We start from the raw sequence: 19,402 nt of genomic DNA on the forward strand, positions 1-19,402 counted from the left end.
TACCACCCGGGTGATGTGGACGTACTTCGAGCCGGTGCATGCGGTCACCTACTTCCACCCTCGGGCCCGCGCCGCGTACGAGGCGGTCGGGCTGCGCGGCTACTGGCGGGGCTACTTCGCCGGCCGGGCCGCGCCGCTGGGCGCCGCCGAGGCCCCTCCGGTCGTCGCCGCCTTCTTCAGCTTCGCACCGCCGATGGTGAGCCGGGCCCTGCCCGCGGTGTGGCGGCTGGCCACCCCGCCGGAGGCGCTGCGCGCCCGGCTGACCGGCGCGGTGCAGGCCCTCGCGGAGCTGACCTACGAGCTGCCCGAGGGGCACCTGGCCGAGGCCGCCGACCTGCTGGAGCGGGCCGCCTCGGCGGCGCAGACCGCCGGTCGGGTGCTCGGGGCGGCCAACGCGGCGCTGCCGGTCGGGGAGTACCCCCTCGCCCGGCTCTGGCAGGCCGCCACCACGCTGCGGGAGCTGCGCGGCGACGGACACATCGCCGCCCTGGTGGCTGCCGGCCTGGACCCGGTGGAGGTACTGGCCTGGCGCGTCGCGGTGGACATGTCGGCCCAGAGCCTGCTCGGCCGGGGCTGGTCCGAGGAGCAGTGGCGGGCCGCCCGCGAGCGGCTGACGCGGCGCGGCTGGCTGGCCGGGGACGGCACCCCCACCGAAGCCGGCCATGCCGAATTCCAGGCGATCGAGGACGCCACCGACCGGTCCGCCGGGCATCCGTGGCAGACGCTCGGCCCAGGCGACACCGACCGCCTTCGGGAGCTGCTGGAACCCTTGGCCCGGTCCTGCCACACGGTGATCCCGCCCGACAGCCCGATCGGGCTGCCCGCGCTGGCCGGCTGACCGTGGGTCCCGCCGTCGGGCAGGATGGGTCCGTGGTGGATGCGGTGGTCTTCGACCTGGACGGCGTGATCGTGGATTCCGAACCGGTGTGGGAGGAGGTCCGGCGGGCGTACGTGGCGGCACACGGTGGCGCCTGGCAGCCCGACACCCAGCGCCGGCTGATGGGCATGAGCACCGGCGAATGGGCCCACTACCTGAGCGGTGAGCTGGGGGTGCGGCGCACCGCCGCGCAGGTGGCCGACGAGGTGGTGCGGGAGATGGCGCAGCGCTACCGGGAGCACGTGCCGTTGATCGACGGCGCGGTCGACGTGGTACGCCGGTTGGCCGCGCGGTGGCCGCTCGGGTTGGCCAGCTCGTCGCCGACCCGGCTGATCGCCGCGGCACTGGAGGCCACCGGCCTGACCGACGCGTTCGGCGCGACCCTGTCCACCGAGGAGACCGAGCGGGGCAAACCGGCGCCGGACGTGTACCTGAGCGTCGCGCAGCGCCTGGGCGTCGACCCGGCCCGCTGCGCGGCCGTGGAGGACTCGTCCAACGGCGTACGGTCGGCCGCGGCGGCGGGGATGCGGGTGGTGGCGGTGCCCCACGCGTCGTACCCCCTCGATCCGGACGCCGCCGCGCTCGCGGCCGTGACGCTCGGGTCGGTCGGTGAGTTGACCCCGCAGCTGATCGACGGTTTGGCATGACGGGGTCGGTGCGGGGTACCGCAGCAGACGGCACGCCGGCGGCGTGCCACGCCGGCCAGCGAGGGGATCACTGATGAAGGCCATCGTTTACGAGCGCACCGGCGACCCGTCGGTGCTGGAACTGGTGGACCGGCCGGTGCCCGAGCCGGGGCCGGGCGAGGTGCTGGTCCGGATGGCGGTCTCGGGGGTGAACCCGACGGACTGGAAGTCGCGCCGGGCGTTCGCGCCGGACGGGTGGCAGATTCCGGGGCAGGACGGCGCGGGTGTCGTCGAGGCGGTCGGCGAAGGAGTCGGCGGCGAGCTGATCGGCGAGCGGGTCTGGATCTGGGAGGCGGCCTGGCAGCGGCCGTGGGGCACCAGCGCGGAGTACACGCTGGTGCCGGTGCGGCAGGCGGTGCCGCTGGGCGACGCCTCGTTCGAGCTGGGGGCGAGCCTGGGCATTCCGTTCCTCACCGCGCACCGCTGTCTGACGGCCGGCGAGTTCATGCCGGACGCGCTGCGCGCCGGCGCGCTGGCCGACCACATCGTGCTGGTGCAGGGCGGGGCGGGCGCGGTGGGCAACGCGGCGATCCAGCTCGCGCGCTGGGCCGACGCCACGGTGATCGCCACGGTGAGCAGTGCCGAGAAGGCGCAGCTCGCGGCGTCGGCCGGCGCGTCGTACGTGATCAACTATCGCGAGCAGGACGTGGTCGAGGAGGTCGGCAAGATCGCCCCCGACGGGGTCCACACGATCGTGGAGGTCGCGCCCGCCCAGAACGCGGCGATGGACGCGCAACTGATCCGCAACGGCGGGGCGGTCTGCGTGTACGCCGACAACGGCGGCACCGAGATGACGCTCCCGATCCGCCCGCTGTACGTGGTGAACGCCCGGTGGCAGTTCGTGCTGGTCTACACGGAGCCGAAGGCGGCCAAGGCGCAGGGTGTCGTCGACGTGGCGGCGGCCGCCAACCAGGGCGGCATCCGGGTGGGCGCGGACGCCGGTCTGCCGCTGCACCGCTATCCGCTCGCCGACACGGCCGCGGCACACCAGGCGGTCGAGGACTCGGCGGTCGGCAAGGTGCTGATCACCACCAGCGACGCCTGAACGGGTCGTCGGGGACCGGATTTCCCCGTCATCGGGACAGAGGCGAACAATTTTCGCAACAATGACGGTGCGGGGTCACCCGCGTGGAGCGGGCGGCCCCGGCGCGGTGCGAACGCCGGGGCCGCCCTCTGGGGAGGAATGTCAGGAGTACTCCTCTGCCCATAGGCGACGGTGCCCGGTCAAACGTTACGGTGCTGTCAGCTCCCGGACAGTCAGGTCACCTTCGGCGTACCGCGAACGGACGACTTTCTTGTCGAACTTGCCCACGCTGGTCTTCGGCACCGTGTCGATGAACGCCCACCGCTCGGGCAGCTGCCAGCGGGCCACCGAGCCGGCCAGGAAGTCCCGCAGCTCCTCGGCGGTCACCGAGGCGCCCGCACGGACCACCACGGTCGCCAGCGGCCGCTCGTCCCACCGCTCGTCCGGGACACCCACCACGCACGCCTCCAGCACGGCAGGATGGGCCATCAGCGCGTTCTCCAGCTCGACCGACGAAATCCACTCGCCGCCGGACTTGATCACGTCCTTCGCGCGGTCGGTCAGCGTGATGTACCCGTCCGGGGAGAGCGTGCCGACGTCGCCGGTCCGTAGCCAACCGTCGCGGAACTTCTCCGGATCAGGGGCGTCGTCACCGACGTACCGTGCGGTCACCCACGGCCCACGGACCTCCAGCTCGCCCACGGCCGTGCCGTCGGCGGGCAGCGGCTCGCCCGACGGGCCGACGATCCGCGCCTGCACGCCCGCGGGCACGCGACCCTGCGTGTAGCGGTAGCGCCACGCCTCGTCCCCGGCCACCCCGGCGGGCGGACGCGAGACCGACCCCAGCGGCGACATCTCGGTCATCCCCCAGGCGTGGATGACGTCGATCCCGTGCCGCTCGTCGAACGCGTGCATCAGCGCCGGTGGGCAGGCCGAACCGCCGACGATCACCTCGGTGAGCGACGAGCTGTCCACGTCGTGGTCGTCCAGGTAGGCCAGCAGGTCGGTCCAGATGGTCGGCACCGCGCCGGCCAGGGTGGGCCGTTCAGCGGCGATCATCTCGGCGATCGGCGCGGCCTGGAGGAACCGGTCCGGCATGATCAGTGACGCGCCGGAGAGGAACGCCGCGTACGGCAGACCCCACGACATGGCGTGGAACATCGGGACGATGGCCAGCTCCCGGTCGGTCGGTCCGAGACCGAAGCCCTCCGGCATGCAGACCTGCAACGAGTGCAGGTAGATGGACCGGTGCGAGTAGGCGACGCCCTTCGGGTTGCCGGTGGTGCCGGACGTGTAGCAGAGCGCCGCGGCGTCGCGTTCGTCCACCTCCGGCCAGTCGTACACGTCGGGACGGTCGGCGAGCAGCGCGTCCCAGTGGTGCACGGTGATCCGGTTGCCGGCCGCCGCCACCAGCGGGGCCGGGTCGCCGCCGCCGACCACCACGACGTGCCGCACCGTGGTCAGCTCGCCGATCACCCGGGCGAGCAGCGGAATGAGCGTGCTGTCGACCAGCACCACCCGGTCCTGCGCGTGGTTGGCGATGTAGACGACCTGGTCGGGAAAGAGCCGGATGTTGAGCGTGTGCAGCACCGCGCCCATGCTGGGCACCGCGAAGTAGGCCACCAGGTGCTCGTTGTTGTTCCACATGAAGGTGGCGACCCGCTCGTCGCCGGTCACCCCGCACTCGTCGCGCAACGCGTGGGCCAGGCGGGCCGCCGTGCGGCCCACCTCGGCGTACGTCATCCGACGGGGTTCGGCGCCCGTCCAGGTGACCACCTCGGCCGTGCCGTGCACCCCCGCGCCGTGGTCGAGGATGCGGGAGACCTGCAGGGGAGCGTCCATCATCGTGCTACGCATGGGTAACAAGCTAGTGTCGGCGGTCACACGTTGGGAACCCCCGTAAATTGTCGCGGGTGAGCATCTCTTGGGCCGACTCGTACGTGGGGCAGTTACGCGCGCTCGCCGGGGACCGGACGCTGATGTTCGTCGGCGCCCGCGCCGTCGTCAGCGACAACGCGGGCCGCATCCTGCTGATCCAACGCTCCGACAACGGCCAGTGGGCCATGCCCGCCGGGGCCATGGAGCTGGGCGAATCCATCGCCGACTGCGCGGTACGCGAGGTCCGCGAGGAGACCGGCCTGCGGGCGCTACGGGTCTGCGCGTTCGCGCTCTACACCGGCCCGGACCGGACCAGCACCAACATGTACGGGCACACCTACCAGGTCTTCACCACGGCGTTCAAGGTGGAGGAGTGGGACGGGCAACTGACCCGGGTCACCGACGAGACCACCGACGCGGGCTTCTTCGCCCGTGACCGCTTCCCGTCCCCACTCTCCGCGTCGGTCCTGGAGACCCTGGCCGACCTGGACGTCTTCGAGCAGACGAACCGACTGATCCTCAAGTAGGTCCTACTGCGGGTGGCGCATCCCGGCGAAGAACCCCTCCTGGATCCAGTTCGGGTACGAGACCGGCAGCTTGGTGGCCTCGTCCAGCTCGGCGAGATCCTGCTCGCTCAGCGTGAGGTCGGTGGCGGCGATGTTGTCCACCAACTGCTCGTGCTTGCGGGCACCGACGATCACGCTGGTGACCGCCGGCCGGGACAGCAGCCAGGCGATGGCCACCCGGGCCGGGCTGACGTCGTGCCGCTGGGCGACGGCCTTGAGCACGTCGACAACCGCGAAGCCGTGCTCGGAGTCGAACGGCGTGAAACTGGTGTAGCCGGGCTGGGCGCTGCGCGCGCCGCTGTCGGCGACGGCACCATCCCGGCCCACCTTGCCGGAGAGGAAACCACCGGCGAGCGGGCTCCACACGGTCAGCCCGACATTCGCGTCGAGCGCCATCGGCACCACGTCCCGCTCCACGTCCCGACCCAGCAGCGAGTAGTACTCCTGCACCGAGACGAAGCCGGCCAGCTTCTCCCGCGCGGAGATACCCAACGCCTTCGAGATCTGCCAGGCGGCGAAGTTGGCGCAGCCGATGTAGCGGACCTTGCCCTGCCGGACCGCGTCGTCGAGCGCGCGCAGCATCTCCTCCATTGGAGTGACCTGGTCGAAGTTGTGGATCTGGTACAGGTCGATGTGATCGGTGCCCAGCCGGCGCAGGCTGTCCTCCAGGTTCTGCATGATGTGCAGCCGGGAGGTGCCGACGTCGTTCGGACCGGGCCCGGTACGCGAGTGCACCTTGGTGGCCAGCACCACGTCCCGGCGCCGCTTGCCGAGCGCCTGGCCGAGCAGTTCCTCGCTCTCACCGTCGCTGTAGCCGTCGGCCGTGTCGACGAAGTTGACGCCCGCGTCCAGAGCCGTGTCGACCATTCGCTGCGCCTCGGGCAGCGCCAGCGCGCCGAGGGTTCCCCACAGCGGGTGCCCGCTTCCACCGAAGGTCATCGCGCCGAGCGAGATCTCCGAGACGTACACCCCGGTGGTGCCCAGCAGTCGGTACTTCACCTGTGTTGCTCCTCGTGGTGGGTGCGGAGGCCGAGGTCAGGCGCTCCGTGGTCACTATGTCGGACAGTGTGTCCGGCAGCGAGCGTACGTCGCCGGGCCGGCCCTCGGCCACCTAGGATTTCGGCATGCCGTCGATCACCCGCCGCCGCCCGCGCAACCCCGATGGGCGGGCCGCCGTCGAGGCGCGGGTGCTGGCAGCCACCGAGCGGCTCCTGAGGGAGGGGGTGCGCTTCACCGACCTCGGTGTGCAGCGGATCGCCGCCGAGGCGGGAGTGGCCCGGTCGACCTTCTACATCCACTTCCGCGACAAGACCGAGCTACTCATGCGCCTCGCCGGCACGATGCGGGACACTTCCTTCGACCGGACCGGCCAGTGGGACCCGGCCGGTAGCGATGATCCGTTGAAGAGCCTGACCGAGGTCTTCACCGACGTAATCCGAATCTACCGGACATATGCCCCGGTGCTAGCGGCGGTCAGCGAGGTGGCCGCCTACGACGAGGTGGTGCGGGAGTACTGGTCGGGCGGACTGGAGCAGTTCGTCGCGCGCACCGCGAACGCCCTGCGGGCCGAGCAGCAGGCCGGACGTACCCCCGCCGACCTGGACGTGTCCGCGGCCAGCCGGCTGATCGTGATCGGCGGCGACCGCTTCCTCGCCGACCACGTCAGCACGACCACCGCGGACCCCGAGACGGACGCGGCGGCCGCGCGGGAACTGGCGGCGACCTGGTGGTACGGCGCCTACCGCCGCCCCGCCTGACCCTTCGGTGATGTTCCAGAAGTAGCTCTGACCCGAATGCGTCGGGGCGCGGACCTGCCAATGAGCGTGATGCCTGTGAGTCATCTTGATGACTCACAGGCATCACGCTCATTGGCAATTGCCGGCCGCCGCGGAGAGCTCCGGACCTCTCCGCCCCGAACCACCCGGCCGGCCGCCGGGGAGCGGTCCGGGCGACCGCGCGGTCAGATCATCGTCTGGGACTTGGCCTCCATGTCGGCGGCGGCCTCTTCCTTGGACTCGCGGGTCAGCGGCTTACCGCCCGGTGCCGGCGCCTCGCCGCCGAGCGGGTCGGCCCCGCCCTTGGCACCCTGCGGGCCGGCACCCCGCAACTCGCTGTTGGGCATCGCCAGGGTCACCAGCACCGCCACGATGGCGACGAGTCCGGCGGTCAGGAAGACCAGGTGCAGCGACTCCACGAACGACGCCTGGATAGCGGCCCGCACGGCACCGGGCAGCGCCATGATCGTCGCGGGGTCGTTGATCGAGATGTTCGTGCCGCCGCTCGCCGCCACCGCGGCCCGCTGTTCCGGTGGGAGCTGGGCGATCGCAGCGGGCAGCCGGTCGGCAAGCTGCGAGTTGAGCCGCGACGAGAGCACCGTGCCGAGGATCGCCACCCCGAACGAACCACCCAGCGACCGGAAGAACGTCGCCGACGAGGTACCGGCGCCCAGGTCGCGGACGGAGACCGCGTTCTGCACCGCGAGGACGAGCGACTGCATGCACAGACCGAGGCCGACGCCGATCACCACCATGAAACCGAACGCCACCCAGAGCGACGTACCCACCTGCAACCGGGTGAACAGCAGCATGCCGACCAGCAGGGTCGCCGCCCCGGCCACCGGGAACCACTTGTAGCGGCCGATCCGGCTCATCGCCCGACCGGTGACGATCGAGGTGACGATGATGCCCGCCATCATCGGCAGCATCAGCAGACCGCTGCGGGTCGGCGAGGCGCCCTTGACGATCTGGAGGTACAGCGGGATGAAGATGATCGACCCGAACATCACCAGACCGAGCACGAAGCCGGCCGAGTTGGCCAGCGCGAACGTGGCGCTGCGGAACAGCCGCAGCGGCAGGATCGGCTCGGCGACCCGCGCCTCCTGAAGCACGAAGAGCGCGGCCAGCACCGCACCGGCGACGAAGAGACCGATGATCAGCCCGGAACCCCAGGGGTACTCGTTGCCGCCCCAACTCAGCGCGAGCAGGAGGCTGCTCACCCCGGCCACCAGCAGGCCGGCACCGAGCCAGTCGATCGCGTGGTCCCGCCGCTCGAACGGGATCAGCCGCATCACGTGGTAGCAGACCACGATGGCCAGGATCGCGAGCGGCACGTTGATGTAGAAGATCCACCGCCAGTCGGTCTCGGCGAAATACCCACCGACCAACGGTCCCGCCACCGACGCGATGCCGAACACAGCGCCGAAGAGCCCCTGGTAACGGCCCCTCTCCCGAGGTGAGACCACGTCCGAGATGATCGTGAACGCCAGCGTCAGCAGACCACCGGCACCGAGCCCCTGGATGCCGCGCGTGATGATCAGCTGGGTCATGTTCTGCGACAGCCCGGCCAGCAGCGACCCGAGCAGGAATGTGCCGATCGAGAAGAGGAAGACCGGGCGACGCCCGTACAGGTCGGCCATCTTGCCGTACAGGGGCGTCGACGCGGTCGAGGCGAGCAGGTACGCCGTGACCACCCACGAGTAGTGGTTGATCCCGCCCAGCTCACCGACGATCGTCGGCAGGGCCGTACCGACAATCGTCTGGTCGAGGGCGGCCAGCAACATGCCGGTCATCAGACCCAGCATGAGCAGCCGGATCTGCTGGCGATTCAGCACCGGGGCAGCGGAGGCGTCGGCAGTCATACGCCCCTCTTTCCCGCACACCCCAGAACATGCGCGCAACCGCCGACCTATGCCGCGGTGATCAAGAGGTTTGCGTCACGACACGCCGGTCGGGATGACGCAAACCTCTTGATCACCGGGGAAATGGGGGGTTAGGAGGCGGCGAAGGATTTGGTGATTTGGGTGCAGAAGGCGGGGAGGTCGTCGGGGTTTCTGCTGCTCACCAGGTTGCCGTCTGCTACGCACTCCTCGTCCACCCAGGTTGCGCCGGCGTTGGTCAGGTCGGTGCGCAGGCTGGGCCACGAGGTGATCTTCCGGCCGCGCACCACGTCCGCCTCGATCAGCGTCCACGGGCCGTGGCAGATCACCCCGACCGGCTTGCCGGCCTCGAAGAACGCCTTCACGAACCGCACCGCGTCCGGATCCGACCGCAGGAAGTCCGGGTTCGCCACCCCTCCGGGCAGCACGAGCGCGTCGTACCCGGCGGCGTCCGCCTGGTCCGCGGTGACGTCGACGTCGTACGTCTTGGACTGGTCGAGGTGGTTGAAGGACTGGATGGAACCGGGCTTGAGCGAGACCAGCTCCACGGTCGCGCCGGCGTTCTCGACCGCCTCGCGCGGCTGGACGTACTCGACCTCCTCGACACCGTCGGCGGCCAGGAAGGCGATCCTCTTACCCTGCAATGTCGCTGCCATCTCGGTACATCTCCTCTCCGGGGTTCCTCAGTTCCCTTCCCGCGCCCTACCGCCCGAAACACCCCACGAGGGGCGTCACATCGGCCCAGGTTTGGCCCGGGGGCCGCTGGGGACCCGGGGAGGCATGGCAGGAGCAGCAGCGGAACAGCGCAGGCTCGCCACCGTCGTGGAGAGCTGGCTCGGGCGTCCGGTCCTGATCGTCGGTGACGCCATGCTGGACGAGTGGCGGTTCGCCGAGTCCGACCGGCTCTGCCGGGAGGCGCCCGCCCCGGTCCTGACCCTGCGTCGACGGATCTCCGCTGCCGGTGGGGCGGCGAACACCGCCGTCAACGTCGCCACCCTCGGCGGTCGGGCCGTGCTGGTGGCACCGGTCGGCGCGGACGTCGCCGGGGACGAACTGCACGACTGTCTGGACCGGGCCGGCGTCTGGGACCGTACCGTCAACCAACCTGGCCGACCCACCCCCGTGAAGCGGCGGATGCTGGCCGGCAACCAGATCCTGCTCCGGGAGGATTCGGGTGACCCCGACGACGCGCTCGACCCGGACGGCGTGACCCGGCTGCTCACGGCGCTGGACTGCGCCACCGAGGAACTGCGCGCCGCCGCCGACGGCGAGGCGCCGACCCTGGTGGTCTGCGACTACGGCCTGGGGGCGCTGCCCGCGCCGGTCCGCGCGTGGCTGGTCGAGAACCGCGAGCGGTACGCCACGGTCGCGCTGGACGCCCACGACCTCGCCGACTGGCGGGGGCTCGCGCCGACCGTGGTCACCCCGAGCTTCGCCGAGGCGACCCGGTTGCTGGCCCGCGCCGGTGGCGCGACCCGTACGACGGCCGGCACCGACCTGCACCTGGAGCACCCCGACATCGATCCGGCCGACGGGCCGTCCGAGTTGAGCGTGGGGGCCGCCCCGGGCGGGGCCCGCGCCGACGACCGTCCCGGCCCGGTCGGCGAACCCACGCCGGGCGAGAGTCGGGTGGCCCTCACCGGCGACGGTCTGAGCGTCACCGGGACGGGCGTCACCGTGAACACCGAGGCCGGAGCGGGTGTGGACCGGGCCGTGCTGGCCGAGTCGCGCCTGGCGGAGTTGCACGCCCACACGGGGGCGGACGTGGTCGCGGTGACCCTGGACACCGACGGCGCGGTGGTCGGCGGCGCGGACGGCGAGCGGCGGCGCAGCCACAGCACCCCGGTCCCGGCGAGCCACGCCGTGGGAGCGGGAGACGCCTACCTGGCGGCGATGACCCTGGCCCTGGCCGCCGCCGCGCCGCTGCCCACCGCCGCGCAACTCGCCCAGCTCGCGGCCACGATCACGGTCTCCGACACCGGCACCTGTGTGTGCCTGCGCGACGACCTGCTCGCCGCGCTCGACATGCCGCCGGAGGCCAGCGGGCACCCGGCGGTGGTCGGCACCGACGAGTTGGACGCGATCGTCGCCGAACACCGCGAGGCGGGACGGTCGGTGGTGTTCACCAACGGCTGCTTCGACGTGCTGCACCCCGGGCACGTGCGCTACCTGGAGCAGGCCCGCGCCCTGGGCGACCTGCTCATCGTGGCGGTCAACTCGGACGGCAGCGTACGCCGGCTCAAGGGTCCGGACCGGCCGGTCAACCCGGTCGAGGACCGTGGCGCCCTGCTGGCCGCGCTGTCCTGCGTGGACCACGTGGTGGTCTTCGAGGAGGACTCGCCCGCCGCGCTGATCGAGGCGGTCCGGCCGGACGTCTACGTCAAGGGCGGGGACTACCCGCCCGAGCTGGTGCCGGAAGCGCCGCTGGTACGGCGGCTCGGCGGTCAGGTGCGGACCCTCGGATACGTGGCGGACCGGTCCACCTCGGCGATCATCGAACGGATCCGGTCCCACGGTCAGGACCCGTCGTCGTACGCCTCCGATCCGTCGTTGAGCACCCGTACCCAGTCGTCGTGAACCGGCCCCTCGCCCTCGGCACGCCGGCGGAGTTCCGCGTCGACCGGCTCGTCGACGTGCTGATCCCGACCCGTAACCGGCCCACCGAGCTGGCCGTCACCCTGGCCGGGCTCGCCGCGCAGGAGGGGGTGCCCGGCTTCGGCGTGGTGGTCAGCGACCAGTCCGACGGCGACCCGGCGTACGCCCACCCGGCCGCGGCCACCATGGTCCGGGCGCTGCGGCACGCCGGCCACCCGGTGCTGCTGACCCGCCGGCTGCCGCGTCGGGGCTTGGCCGAGCACCGCGCGTACCTGCTCGACGCGTCGGCCGCCCGGTACGTGCTCAACCTCGACGACGACGTCTGGCTGGAGCCGGGGGCGCTGCGCCGGCTGGTCACCGCGATCGAGGAGCTGGGCTGCGGGTTCGTGGGCAACGGCGTGCACGGTCTGTCGTACGTCGACGACGTCCGTCCGGACACGCACGGGCACTACGAGGAGTGGGCCGGACCGCCCGCGCCGGAGCGGATCCGCCCGGGCACCGTCGAGTGGGAACGCGCCCGGATCCACTCGGCGGCCAATCTGCTGCACGTCACCGCCACGGTGGGGCTGCCGCCGGGCGCGTGGCGGGCGTACAAGGTGTCCTGGATCGGCGGCTGCGTGCTCTACGACCGGGCCAAGCTCCTCGACTCCGGCGGGTTCGACTTCTGGCGTCGGGTGCAGGAGCGGCACCAGGGTGAGGACGTGGCCGCCCAGCTCGCGGTGCTGACCCGGCACGGCGGGGCGGGCATCCTGCCCAGCGGCGCCTACCACCTGGAGACCCCCACCACGGTCACCGAGCGGGACGTGGAGGCGTGGGAGGTCGTCCTCGCCGACGAGGGCTTAACTATGGGTTGAGCAGTTCGCGGGCCGCCTCGCGCACTTCGGCCACGGGGACGTCGGTGACGAACGAGTCGCGGTGCGGGCACTCGCCGTCGCCCGGTCGGTGCGGATAGATGCCGGGCGTGCAGTCCACCCCGCAGACCGGGCAGTGCACCATCCACGAGGTGATCGGCCGGTGCCGGCCGCGCAGCGGCGTCGCCGTATTGATCAGGTTGCCGACCCAGAAGATGCCCACCGTGGGCGTACCCACCGCGCCGGCCAGGTGCAGCGGGCCGGTGTCGTTCGAGACGACCAGCGCGCAACCGGCGTAGCAGCCGGCCAGCCCGCCGAGGCTGAGCGTGCCCACCTGCGGCCGGACCGGCGCACCGGCCGCCGCGACCACCCGGTCCACGACGTCCCGCTCCGCCGGCGTACCGGTCACCAGCACCTCGTAGCCGTCGTCGTGCAGCGCGTCCGCCACCTCGGCGAACCGCTCGGCCGGCCAGCGCCGTCGCGTGTCGCTGGCACCGGGATGCAACGCCACCCGGGGTCGCTCCGGCGGGCCGAGCACCCGCTCCGCCTCCGCCCGGTCGGCGTCGGTGACCGCCAGCGTCGGCACGATCGTGGTGGCCGGAGCGCCCACCAGCGCCACCGTCTCCAGGTAGCGGATCACCTCGTGCTGGTAGTACACGTAGCGGAGCCACCGGTCCAGCGGGGGCGCGTCCTCGGCGCGCAGCCCGACGGTCACCCGGGCGCCGAGCCGACTGATCAACGGGTTGGAGTTCGCGCCGCCACCGTGGAGCTGCACCGCCAGGTCGAAGCTCTCGTCCCGGGCCGCCGCCACGAAGTCGTCCACCGTCGAGGTCGACTCGTCGGCCACCGGCTCGCGGATGCCCGGCCCCGGCGGCACCACCAGCACCCGGTCCACCGGGCCGGGCCGGTCGCGCCAGAGCTTCGCGTGCCACGGCGCTCCGAGCAACACGATCTCCGCCGAGGGGTACGCGGCACGCAGCGCCTCCAACGCCGGCAGGACGAAGATGAAGTCGCCGAGGGCGTTGGCGCGCAGCACCGCGATCCGCCGCACGTCGTCGACTCGCCCGGCCGTCGGGCCGAGCAGGGACGGGGTGACCACCTGGCCCGCTACGGCCGGTCGATCTCGCCGACCGCGTCCGGGTGGTGCAGCTCCCGGTCCGCGGCGGGGTCGGCCGGAACCGGCGTACCCCCGGACAGGCCGCCGGAGCGCGGCCCGGTGCGGCCGACGGTGATGGTGCGCGGCGCGGGCCGCGCCGCCCGGGGCAGGTGGACCCGCAGCAGCCCGTGGTCCATCACCGCGTCGATGCCCTCCGGGTCGACCCGCGACGGCAGGTCGACGCGGTACTCGAAGCCCCGGGTCTCGAAGCCACCGGGGATGCCCTGGTCGGCGTTGACCTCCGCCTCGGAGCGGCCCCGCACGCACAACTCGCGGTCGTCCAGCTCGACGGCGACCTCCTCCGGCGCGACGCCGGGCAACCGCACGACGACCTGCCAACCGTCCGCGGTCTCGGTCAGCTCGACGTCGGACGCCCCGGCCCGGCCGCCGACCAACCGGCTCAGCTCGGCGCGCAGCGACTGCAACTCGCCCATCGGGTCCCAGCCCTGCTGCCGGCTGCGCCACCCCCGACCGAAACCACCGGCCTGCTGCTCGGTCATCGCGCGTCTCCGATCCGCTGGGTGGTGGGTCGCAGTGAGCTGGGCGCGTTCAGATCGGCGTCGGGGTCGACGCCCACACCGAGCCGGTCGACAAGTTCGCCACCGAGCCAGGCGCTGATGCCGAGGATCGCCACCGCGACCACCTCGATGGCGATCAGCGCGCCGCCGGCGGCCCGCGAGTCCGCGTTGAGCCGGACCGCCCAGACGGCGGCGAAGAGCAGGATCACCGCGACGTTCGCGCCCGCATGCAGCAGACCGACCCGCTTCGCGCGGGTGCCCGTCGGGATCGCCAGCAGGTCGAACGAACCGGCCGCCGCGGCCAGCAGGCCGCCGATCAGACCGACGGTGATGTTCCAGTACGCGACCTCGCCGAGGAAATCGGGGCCGCCAACGGTGTCAATGATGTCGAAGAGCACCGCCGTGACCAGCAACGCGACCGGGAACATGACAAGCATTGGATGGACTGGGTGACCCAGCACCTTGAGTCGACTCTCCATGTCCCGGCCTCCACTGGTCGGCGCTCCTGCGGACGGTACGTGCGGCGGGCGTGTCGAGTGAGGCCGTACCCCCGGCTACCAGGGGCAAACCTCGATGGCCACGCGGGCCTAGGCTGGCGACGGTGGCGCGCCCGCCACCCTGGTCAACGGCTCAGGGAGGATCACGTGACGGTGGAGATCACCACGCACGAGGAACTACGCGAGCTGCTCGGGACGCCGCACCCCCGGGCCGCCAACAAGGACCGCCCCCGCCTGCACGAGCGCGACCGGCAGTGGCTCGCCGCCGCGCCGTTCTGCCTGGTGGCGACGGCCGGCGCGGACGGCACCTGTGACGTCTCCCCGAAGGGCGACCCGGCCGGGTTCGCGCTGGTGCTCGACGACACGACCATCGCGCTGCCGGAGCGGCCGGGCAACAAGCGGGCGGACGGCTACCGCAACATCCTGGACAACCCGCACGTCGGGCTGCTGTTCCTGATCCCGGGCCGCACCGACACGCTGCGCATCAACGGGCGGGCCCGCCTGGTGCGCGACGCTCCCTGGTTCGACGACATGGTCGTCAAGGGACACCGGCCGGTGCTCGCCGTGGTGGTGGAGATCGAGCAGATCTTCTACCACTGCGCGAAGGCGTTCCTGCGGTCCGCGCTGTGGCAGCCGGAGACCTGGCAGCCCGACGTGCTGCCGTCCCGCGCCCGCCTGATCAAGGAGGTCGAGGCGCCCGTCGAGAGCCTGGAGGAGTTGGAGAGGCACTACGGCCCGGAGTACGCCAAGAAGATCTACGTCTGAATCGGCGGCGACGAGCGGACACGCGTCACGAGTTGAGGTTCATCGTCCTGCAGGGGGTCCAGTCACCGACCGGATGGTCCGGCCGACGGCCGACCAGCCCACACGGCAGTGGCGCGAGCGGTACACCCAGCCGTGGGGCGATGGTGTTGTAAGCCAGCCTGCCCATCACGTCGTAGCCACCCGGTGTGGGGTGCACCCCACACTCGTCCAGATAGCCTTCGGGGATGGGCTGGTAGTCGATCCACGTCGGTACGCGGTCGCCGAACTCGTCGATGACCTTGATGCTGCGGTAGATCGCGTCGTTGACGACGGCCTCGCTCGCGGGGAGCCAGGCCGGGCTCGGGCCCGGTGGGGTCGTGCAGCCGGTCGTGCCATGGCCGGCGCTGTACTGCACCCACGCCGGGTACATGACGACGTCCGGGTCCATGTCCAGTGCGATGTCGAAGAGTGTCCGGTAGGTGCGCTCGAAAGCGGTGATCTGTGTCGCCGTGGCGGTCGACAGATTGTTGTTGGTCCCGCAGTTCAGCAGGATCAGGTCGGGCTGGTGCGTGCTGACGAGGTCCGCCATCCGTGTCGTCCAGTAGCCGCAGGTCGTACCCCCCACCGCCGCGACGGCGAAGGTGTGCGGGACGCAGTTCTCGGTGAGCAGTCGCCCCAACTCCGCACGGTAGGCAGGGCTCACCGAGCCGGCCATCGTCGCGCCCTCGGTGATCGAGTCGCCAACGGTCAGGATCTTCATCGTCGGCCGCGCTGGCGTGGGACAGGCGACCGCTGCGGCGTGAGCGGTCACGGGTGCTCCCCCGGGCGCGGACAGAAGGGCCGCCACGAGGGCGAGTGCGATGACGCCCAACAGCACCGGGCGGCGGTTCATCGACGCTCACCCGACGCCGAACCCACCGCGCGTTGCTCCCCGTTCGCCGGGCAGGCGGGCAGGTCCGAGGTTCGGCGAAGAAGAGGTCTGGCGGCGCGACTGTCGTTCATGGCGCTGACCGTACGCTCAGCAACCCCCGACAGAGGTGGAGCCCCCAGGGGGCCGGCACAGGTGACCGTCGGCCGATAATCTTCCATGATGGACGCGGACGACTGGCTGGCCGACACGCGCACCTCGTACGACACGGTAGCGGTCAGCTACGCCGACCTCGTCCGCGACTTTCTGGCCAGCGCACCCTACGAGCGGGCCGCGCTGGCGCTGTTCGCCGAACTCGTCCGCGCCGCGGGCGGCGGTCCGGTCGCGGACGTGGGGTGCGGCACCGGTCGCATCACCGCCCACCTGCACGAGCTGGGTCTCGACGTGTTCGGCATCGACCTGTCCCCCGGCATGCTGGCGGTGGCCCGCCGCGACAACCCCGACCTGCGGTTCGAGATGGGCTCGATGACCGACCTCGACCTGGCCGACGGCTCGGTGGCCGGTCTGCTCGCCTGGTACTCGCTCATCCACGTTCCGGACGAACGGCTCGGTCAGGTCCTCGCGCACTTTCGCCGGGTGGTTCGGCCGGGCGGCCCACTGCTGGTCGGCTTCCACGTGGGTGACGAGACGACGCTCAAGACCGAGGGGTACGGCGGCCACCCGATGCGGGTCCACGTGCACCGTCGCCGGCCGGCCCGGATGACGGCCTGGCTGCGCGACAACGGCTTCGCGGTCGAGGCGGAGATGACGGTCACCTCGCCGGAGAGCAAGCTCGGCGGGATCATCTTCGGCCGACGGAAGCCCTGAGCCAGCAGTTGTCGGCCCTCCAGGTCCCCTGCTAGCGTCAAACTGCGAACAGCGTTAGCGGTAACATGGCGGGAGGATGGCGATGACGGACGACACGCGGCCGGTCTGGGTGCTCGGTGGCGGTGGAGTCGCCGGCATCGCCTGGGAGGTGGGCGTCCTCGCCGGCCTCGCCGACGAGGGACTGACCGTGGGCCCGGACGCGGTGCTTCTCGGCACCAGCGCCGGCGCGGTGGTGGGCGCCCAGATCGCCAGCGGCACACCCCTGCCCGAGCTGTACGAGCGCCAGCGTCAGGGCGTACCCCACGAGACCGGGCCCGCGCTGGGCCTGCTCAGCCTCCTGCGGCTCGCCCGGGCACAGCTGTTCGCCCGCAGCCCCGAGCAGGCCGCCCGTCGCCTCGGCAAGCTCGCGCTCGCGGCACCCATCGACGACCCGTCGCGGCACCGCCGGATCGCCGAGGCCCGCCTCCCCGACCACGACTGGAAGGACGCCGACCTGCGCGTCACCGCCGTCGACGTCGAGTCCGGCGTCCTGCGCCTCTTCACGCGGCACGACGGCGTACCCCTCGTGGACGCGGTCGCCGCGAGCTGCGCCATGCCGCAGTCCGCCGCTCCGGTCGCCATCGACGGTCACCGGTACATGGACGGCGGCATGCGATCCAGCCTCAACCTGGACCTCGCACCCGGGAACGGCCCGGTGATCGCCCTCGCGCCCAGCACCGCCGCCATCGGGCCGTGGGCCCGGATCGAGAAGCAGCGCGCCGCCCTGGGTAAGGGCCGCCCGGTCGAGCTGCTGCTGCGCGACACGGCCTCCAAGCGGGCGCAGGGCACGAGCGTGACGGACCGGTCCGTGGTACCCGCGCTCGTGGCCGCCGGACGGGACCAGGGCCGGCACGAGGCGGCCCGAGTGGCCGCCGCACTCGGAGCCACCGGCCCTTCATAGGTTGATCATCGTCGACGCGTTGGCGTGGCAGGCTCACCGGCAGCGCGTGATCGTCGCCCCCAATCGAATTAGCGGCCGTGGATAGAATCGAGCCGTGGCCCGGGAATTCGACACCCAGCTCATCGAGTCGGTCGCGGTTCGCCGTGCCCGCATGCGGGAGCTGCTGCTGTGGGGCAGGCAGCGCCGCGTCCGCGCCACGGGTGACGGCTTCCGTTGGCTGCGGGCCGGTCTCGTGCTCGCGGCGGTGGCCTGCGCCGTCTGTGTGGGCTGGTCCTTCCTGCAGAACGTCGTCGCCGAGCAACAGCGGGCACGCAACCCGGCAGCGGTTCAGCCGACAGGCCAGCGATGACCGGTCCGCAGACCCTCGCGTCCGCCGGCCACCTCAGTCGGGTGACCCTGGCCGGGCCACACCGCCGCATCGACCTCGTGTTGCCCGCCGACGAACCACTCGGCCTGCTGCTGCCCGAGGTCGTCGCCCTCGTGGGCCACCCACCGACGGACGATTCGCGCGGCTACCAGATCAGCACGCTCGACGGTACGGTGCTCGATCCCGCCGGCAGTCTGCGGCAGGCCGCCGTTCCCGACGGCGCCCTGCTCCGGGTCGATCCCATCTCGGAGGCACCACCCGCGGCGATCGTCCACGACGTCTCCGACGAGGTCGGCGACGATCTCACGCGTCGACGCGGCCGCTGGGGTGACGTCCCTCGGACGTGGACCGCCACCACCGCCTGCCTGGTGGCCGCCACCACGGCCGCCCTGTTCTCCGGCCCACGACTCGGTCCCGCCCTGGTCAGCGTCGTCGGTGGCGCGGTCGCCCTGGCCGGCCTCCTCCTCGGAGTGGCGGGCAGGCGGGCCGTCGGGGTGGCGGTGCTGCTGAGCGGCGCCGCGATCGTGACGACCACCGTGCCCGGTTGGACCGACACCGGCGCCGGACAGCTGGCGCTGTGGGCCGTGGTGATCGGCTGCACCGTCCTGACCGTGGGCGCGGCGACGGGCAACGGCCGCGCCGGCCTCCTCGGTGGCGGGACAGCACTCCTCCTGGTCGCGGGCTGGGGCACCCCGCTGCTGTTCGGCGTCTCCGACGAGCGGACCGCGGCGGTGATGGCGATCGCGTCGGTGGGCGTGCTGGGATTGCTACCCCGGTTCGCGCTGATCACCTCGGGCCTCACCCGCCTCGACGACCGACGCAGCAACGACGAGCCGGTGAACCGCGTATCCGTACAGGCCGCCGTCGACTCCGCGCACAGAGGACTGGCTGTCGCGGCGATCGCGGCGGCGACCTCGGCGACGCTCGCCGGGCTCGTCCTGGCGGCCACGCCGGGTCCGTGGCCACTGACGCTGGCAGTCCTCGTGGCCGCGGCCCTCCTGCTGCGGATGCGCGCCTTCCCGCTGGCGGCCGAAGTGGTGGCGCTGGTGACCGGCACGCTGACCGTCGTGGGTGGCCTGCTGCTGAGCTGGATACACCAGCGACCCGAGACGTGGTGGGCCACCGCCGTGGCGGCCCTCGGTGTCTGCGCGGTGTCCCTGGCGATCCTGGCGTACCGGCCGCCGCCACACATCCTGGCGCGGGGCCGACAGGTCGCTGACCGCGTCGAAGCCCTCACCGTGATGGCGCTGGTGCCCGTCGCCGTAGGGGTGTTCGGGCTCTACTCACGCCTACTCGACACCTTCTGAGAGAGG

The 19,402-nt window shown here is 72.0% G+C and carries 20 protein-coding genes; 12 read left to right on the forward strand and 8 right to left on the reverse strand.

The genetic code is table 11. The features are described 5' to 3' along the window. Positions 1-13 precede the first annotated feature (13 nt). From ACIBTX_RS02445 to ACIBTX_RS02455, 3 genes are all read left to right on the forward strand, one after another. A complete protein-coding gene (locus ACIBTX_RS02445) occupies positions 14-838 on the forward strand; it encodes a hypothetical protein (RefSeq protein WP_357393114.1) in 825 nt (274 codons plus the stop codon). 32 nt (positions 839-870) lie between these two features. Next, positions 871-1,524 carry an HAD family phosphatase gene (locus tag ACIBTX_RS02450; protein WP_357123798.1) on the forward strand — a complete coding sequence of 218 codons (654 nt, stop codon included), beginning with the start codon at positions 871-873 and terminating at the stop codon, positions 1,522-1,524. Positions 1,525-1,597: 73 nt separating this feature from the next. Further along, positions 1,598-2,608 carry an NADPH:quinone reductase gene (locus tag ACIBTX_RS02455; protein ID WP_357123794.1) on the forward strand — a complete coding sequence of 337 codons (1,011 nt, stop codon included), beginning with the start codon at positions 1,598-1,600 and terminating at the stop codon, positions 2,606-2,608. 186 nt (positions 2,609-2,794) lie between these two features. Here the strand turns inward: ACIBTX_RS02455 and ACIBTX_RS02460 are convergent, their stop codons facing one another. Continuing rightward, complete coding sequence (locus tag ACIBTX_RS02460) at positions 2,795-4,429, reverse strand: fatty acid--CoA ligase (RefSeq protein ID WP_357124652.1); 1,635 nt, start codon at positions 4,427-4,429, stop codon at positions 2,795-2,797. A gap of 71 nt (positions 4,430-4,500) precedes the next feature. Here ACIBTX_RS02460 and ACIBTX_RS02465 point away from each other — a divergent pair, with 71 nt between their 5' ends. Next, entirely contained in the window at positions 4,501-4,992 is a 492-nt protein-coding gene (locus tag ACIBTX_RS02465; protein WP_357123791.1) for an NUDIX domain-containing protein, read from the forward strand. A 3-nt stretch (positions 4,993-4,995) separates the two neighbouring features. On the opposite strand, the gene ACIBTX_RS02470 is transcribed toward ACIBTX_RS02465, so the two are convergent. Further along, positions 4,996-6,030 (reverse strand): aldo/keto reductase, encoded by a 1,035-nt coding sequence (locus ACIBTX_RS02470; RefSeq protein ID WP_357123788.1) that lies wholly within the window; start codon positions 6,028-6,030, stop codon positions 4,996-4,998. 125 nt (positions 6,031-6,155) lie between these two features. Between ACIBTX_RS02470 and ACIBTX_RS02475 the strand changes: the two genes are divergently transcribed. Further along, positions 6,156-6,788 (forward strand): TetR/AcrR family transcriptional regulator, encoded by a 633-nt coding sequence (locus ACIBTX_RS02475; protein ID WP_357123785.1) that lies wholly within the window; start codon positions 6,156-6,158, stop codon positions 6,786-6,788. Between the two features lie 203 nt (positions 6,789-6,991). Here the strand turns inward: ACIBTX_RS02475 and ACIBTX_RS02480 are convergent, their stop codons facing one another. Together ACIBTX_RS02480 and ACIBTX_RS02485 are read right to left on the reverse strand one after the other, a co-directional pair. Beyond that, positions 6,992-8,668: an MDR family MFS transporter gene (locus tag ACIBTX_RS02480; RefSeq protein ID WP_357123781.1), complete on the reverse strand. Its 1,677-nt coding sequence runs from the start codon at positions 8,666-8,668 to the stop codon at positions 6,992-6,994. 131 nt (positions 8,669-8,799) lie between these two features. Continuing rightward, positions 8,800-9,342, reverse strand: a complete 543-nt coding sequence (locus ACIBTX_RS02485) for a type 1 glutamine amidotransferase domain-containing protein (protein ID WP_363661009.1) — start codon at positions 9,340-9,342, stop codon at positions 8,800-8,802. 124 nt (positions 9,343-9,466) lie between these two features. Between ACIBTX_RS02485 and rfaE2 the strand changes: the two genes are divergently transcribed. Both rfaE2 and ACIBTX_RS02495 read left to right on the forward strand, forming a co-directional pair. After that, the gene (gene rfaE2 / locus ACIBTX_RS02490; RefSeq protein ID WP_357123775.1) at positions 9,467-11,263 is read left to right on the forward strand and encodes a D-glycero-beta-D-manno-heptose 1-phosphate adenylyltransferase; all 1,797 of its coding nucleotides are present in this window, start codon (positions 9,467-9,469) and stop codon (positions 11,261-11,263) included. After that, positions 11,260-12,135: a glycosyltransferase family A protein gene (locus ACIBTX_RS02495; RefSeq protein WP_357172004.1), complete on the forward strand. Its 876-nt coding sequence runs from the start codon at positions 11,260-11,262 to the stop codon at positions 12,133-12,135. The genes rfaE2 and ACIBTX_RS02495 overlap by 4 nt, the downstream gene beginning before the upstream one ends. Here ACIBTX_RS02495 and ACIBTX_RS02500 read toward each other — a convergent pair. Genes ACIBTX_RS02500 through ACIBTX_RS02510 form a run of 3 tightly spaced genes read right to left on the reverse strand, consistent with a single transcriptional unit; the run spans position 12,125 to position 14,285 of the window. After that, on the reverse strand, positions 12,125-13,231 hold the full coding sequence (locus ACIBTX_RS02500) for a glycosyltransferase family 9 protein (protein ID WP_363661011.1): 1,107 nt from the start codon (positions 13,229-13,231) through the stop codon (positions 12,125-12,127). The two genes, ACIBTX_RS02495 and ACIBTX_RS02500, sit on opposite strands and share 11 nt — an antisense overlap. 8 nt (positions 13,232-13,239) lie before the next feature. Then, positions 13,240-13,788 (reverse strand): Hsp20/alpha crystallin family protein, encoded by a 549-nt coding sequence (locus ACIBTX_RS02505; RefSeq protein ID WP_357172006.1) that lies wholly within the window; start codon positions 13,786-13,788, stop codon positions 13,240-13,242. Next, positions 13,785-14,285 carry a DUF2231 domain-containing protein gene (locus ACIBTX_RS02510; RefSeq protein WP_355049234.1) on the reverse strand — a complete coding sequence of 167 codons (501 nt, stop codon included), beginning with the start codon at positions 14,283-14,285 and terminating at the stop codon, positions 13,785-13,787. The genes ACIBTX_RS02505 and ACIBTX_RS02510 overlap by 4 nt, the downstream gene beginning before the upstream one ends. 165 nt (positions 14,286-14,450) lie before the next feature. Here ACIBTX_RS02510 and ACIBTX_RS02515 point away from each other — a divergent pair, with 165 nt between their 5' ends. Then, entirely contained in the window at positions 14,451-15,068 is a 618-nt protein-coding gene (locus ACIBTX_RS02515; RefSeq protein WP_357123763.1) for a pyridoxamine 5'-phosphate oxidase family protein, read from the forward strand. Between the two features lie 25 nt (positions 15,069-15,093). On the opposite strand, the gene ACIBTX_RS02520 is transcribed toward ACIBTX_RS02515, so the two are convergent. Next, the gene (locus tag ACIBTX_RS02520) at positions 15,094-15,858 is read right to left on the reverse strand and encodes an SGNH/GDSL hydrolase family protein (RefSeq protein WP_357172007.1); all 765 of its coding nucleotides are present in this window, start codon (positions 15,856-15,858) and stop codon (positions 15,094-15,096) included. Between the two features lie 279 nt (positions 15,859-16,137). On the opposite strand from ACIBTX_RS02520, the gene ACIBTX_RS02525 reads away from it, so the two are divergent. The 4 genes from ACIBTX_RS02525 (at position 16,138) to eccD (ending at position 19,396) form a co-directional block, all read left to right on the forward strand. Next, positions 16,138-16,782, forward strand: a complete 645-nt coding sequence (locus tag ACIBTX_RS02525) for a class I SAM-dependent methyltransferase (protein ID WP_357123756.1) — start codon at positions 16,138-16,140, stop codon at positions 16,780-16,782. Positions 16,783-16,864: 82 nt separating this feature from the next. Beyond that, complete coding sequence (locus ACIBTX_RS02530; protein ID WP_396831951.1) at positions 16,865-17,722, forward strand: patatin-like phospholipase family protein; 858 nt, start codon at positions 16,865-16,867, stop codon at positions 17,720-17,722. 94 nt (positions 17,723-17,816) lie between these two features. Continuing rightward, a complete protein-coding gene (locus ACIBTX_RS02535) occupies positions 17,817-18,071 on the forward strand; it encodes a hypothetical protein (RefSeq protein ID WP_355049238.1) in 255 nt (84 codons plus the stop codon). Continuing rightward, positions 18,068-19,396, forward strand: a complete 1,329-nt coding sequence (gene eccD / locus ACIBTX_RS02540; protein ID WP_357123749.1) for a type VII secretion integral membrane protein EccD — start codon at positions 18,068-18,070, stop codon at positions 19,394-19,396. Before ACIBTX_RS02535 ends, eccD begins: the two co-directional genes overlap by 4 nt. The last annotated feature ends 6 nt before the right edge of the window (positions 19,397-19,402 follow it).

It is taken from the genome of Micromonospora sp. NPDC049359 (assembly GCF_044466585.1).
Taxonomy (GTDB): domain Bacteria; phylum Actinomycetota; class Actinomycetes; order Mycobacteriales; family Micromonosporaceae; genus Micromonospora.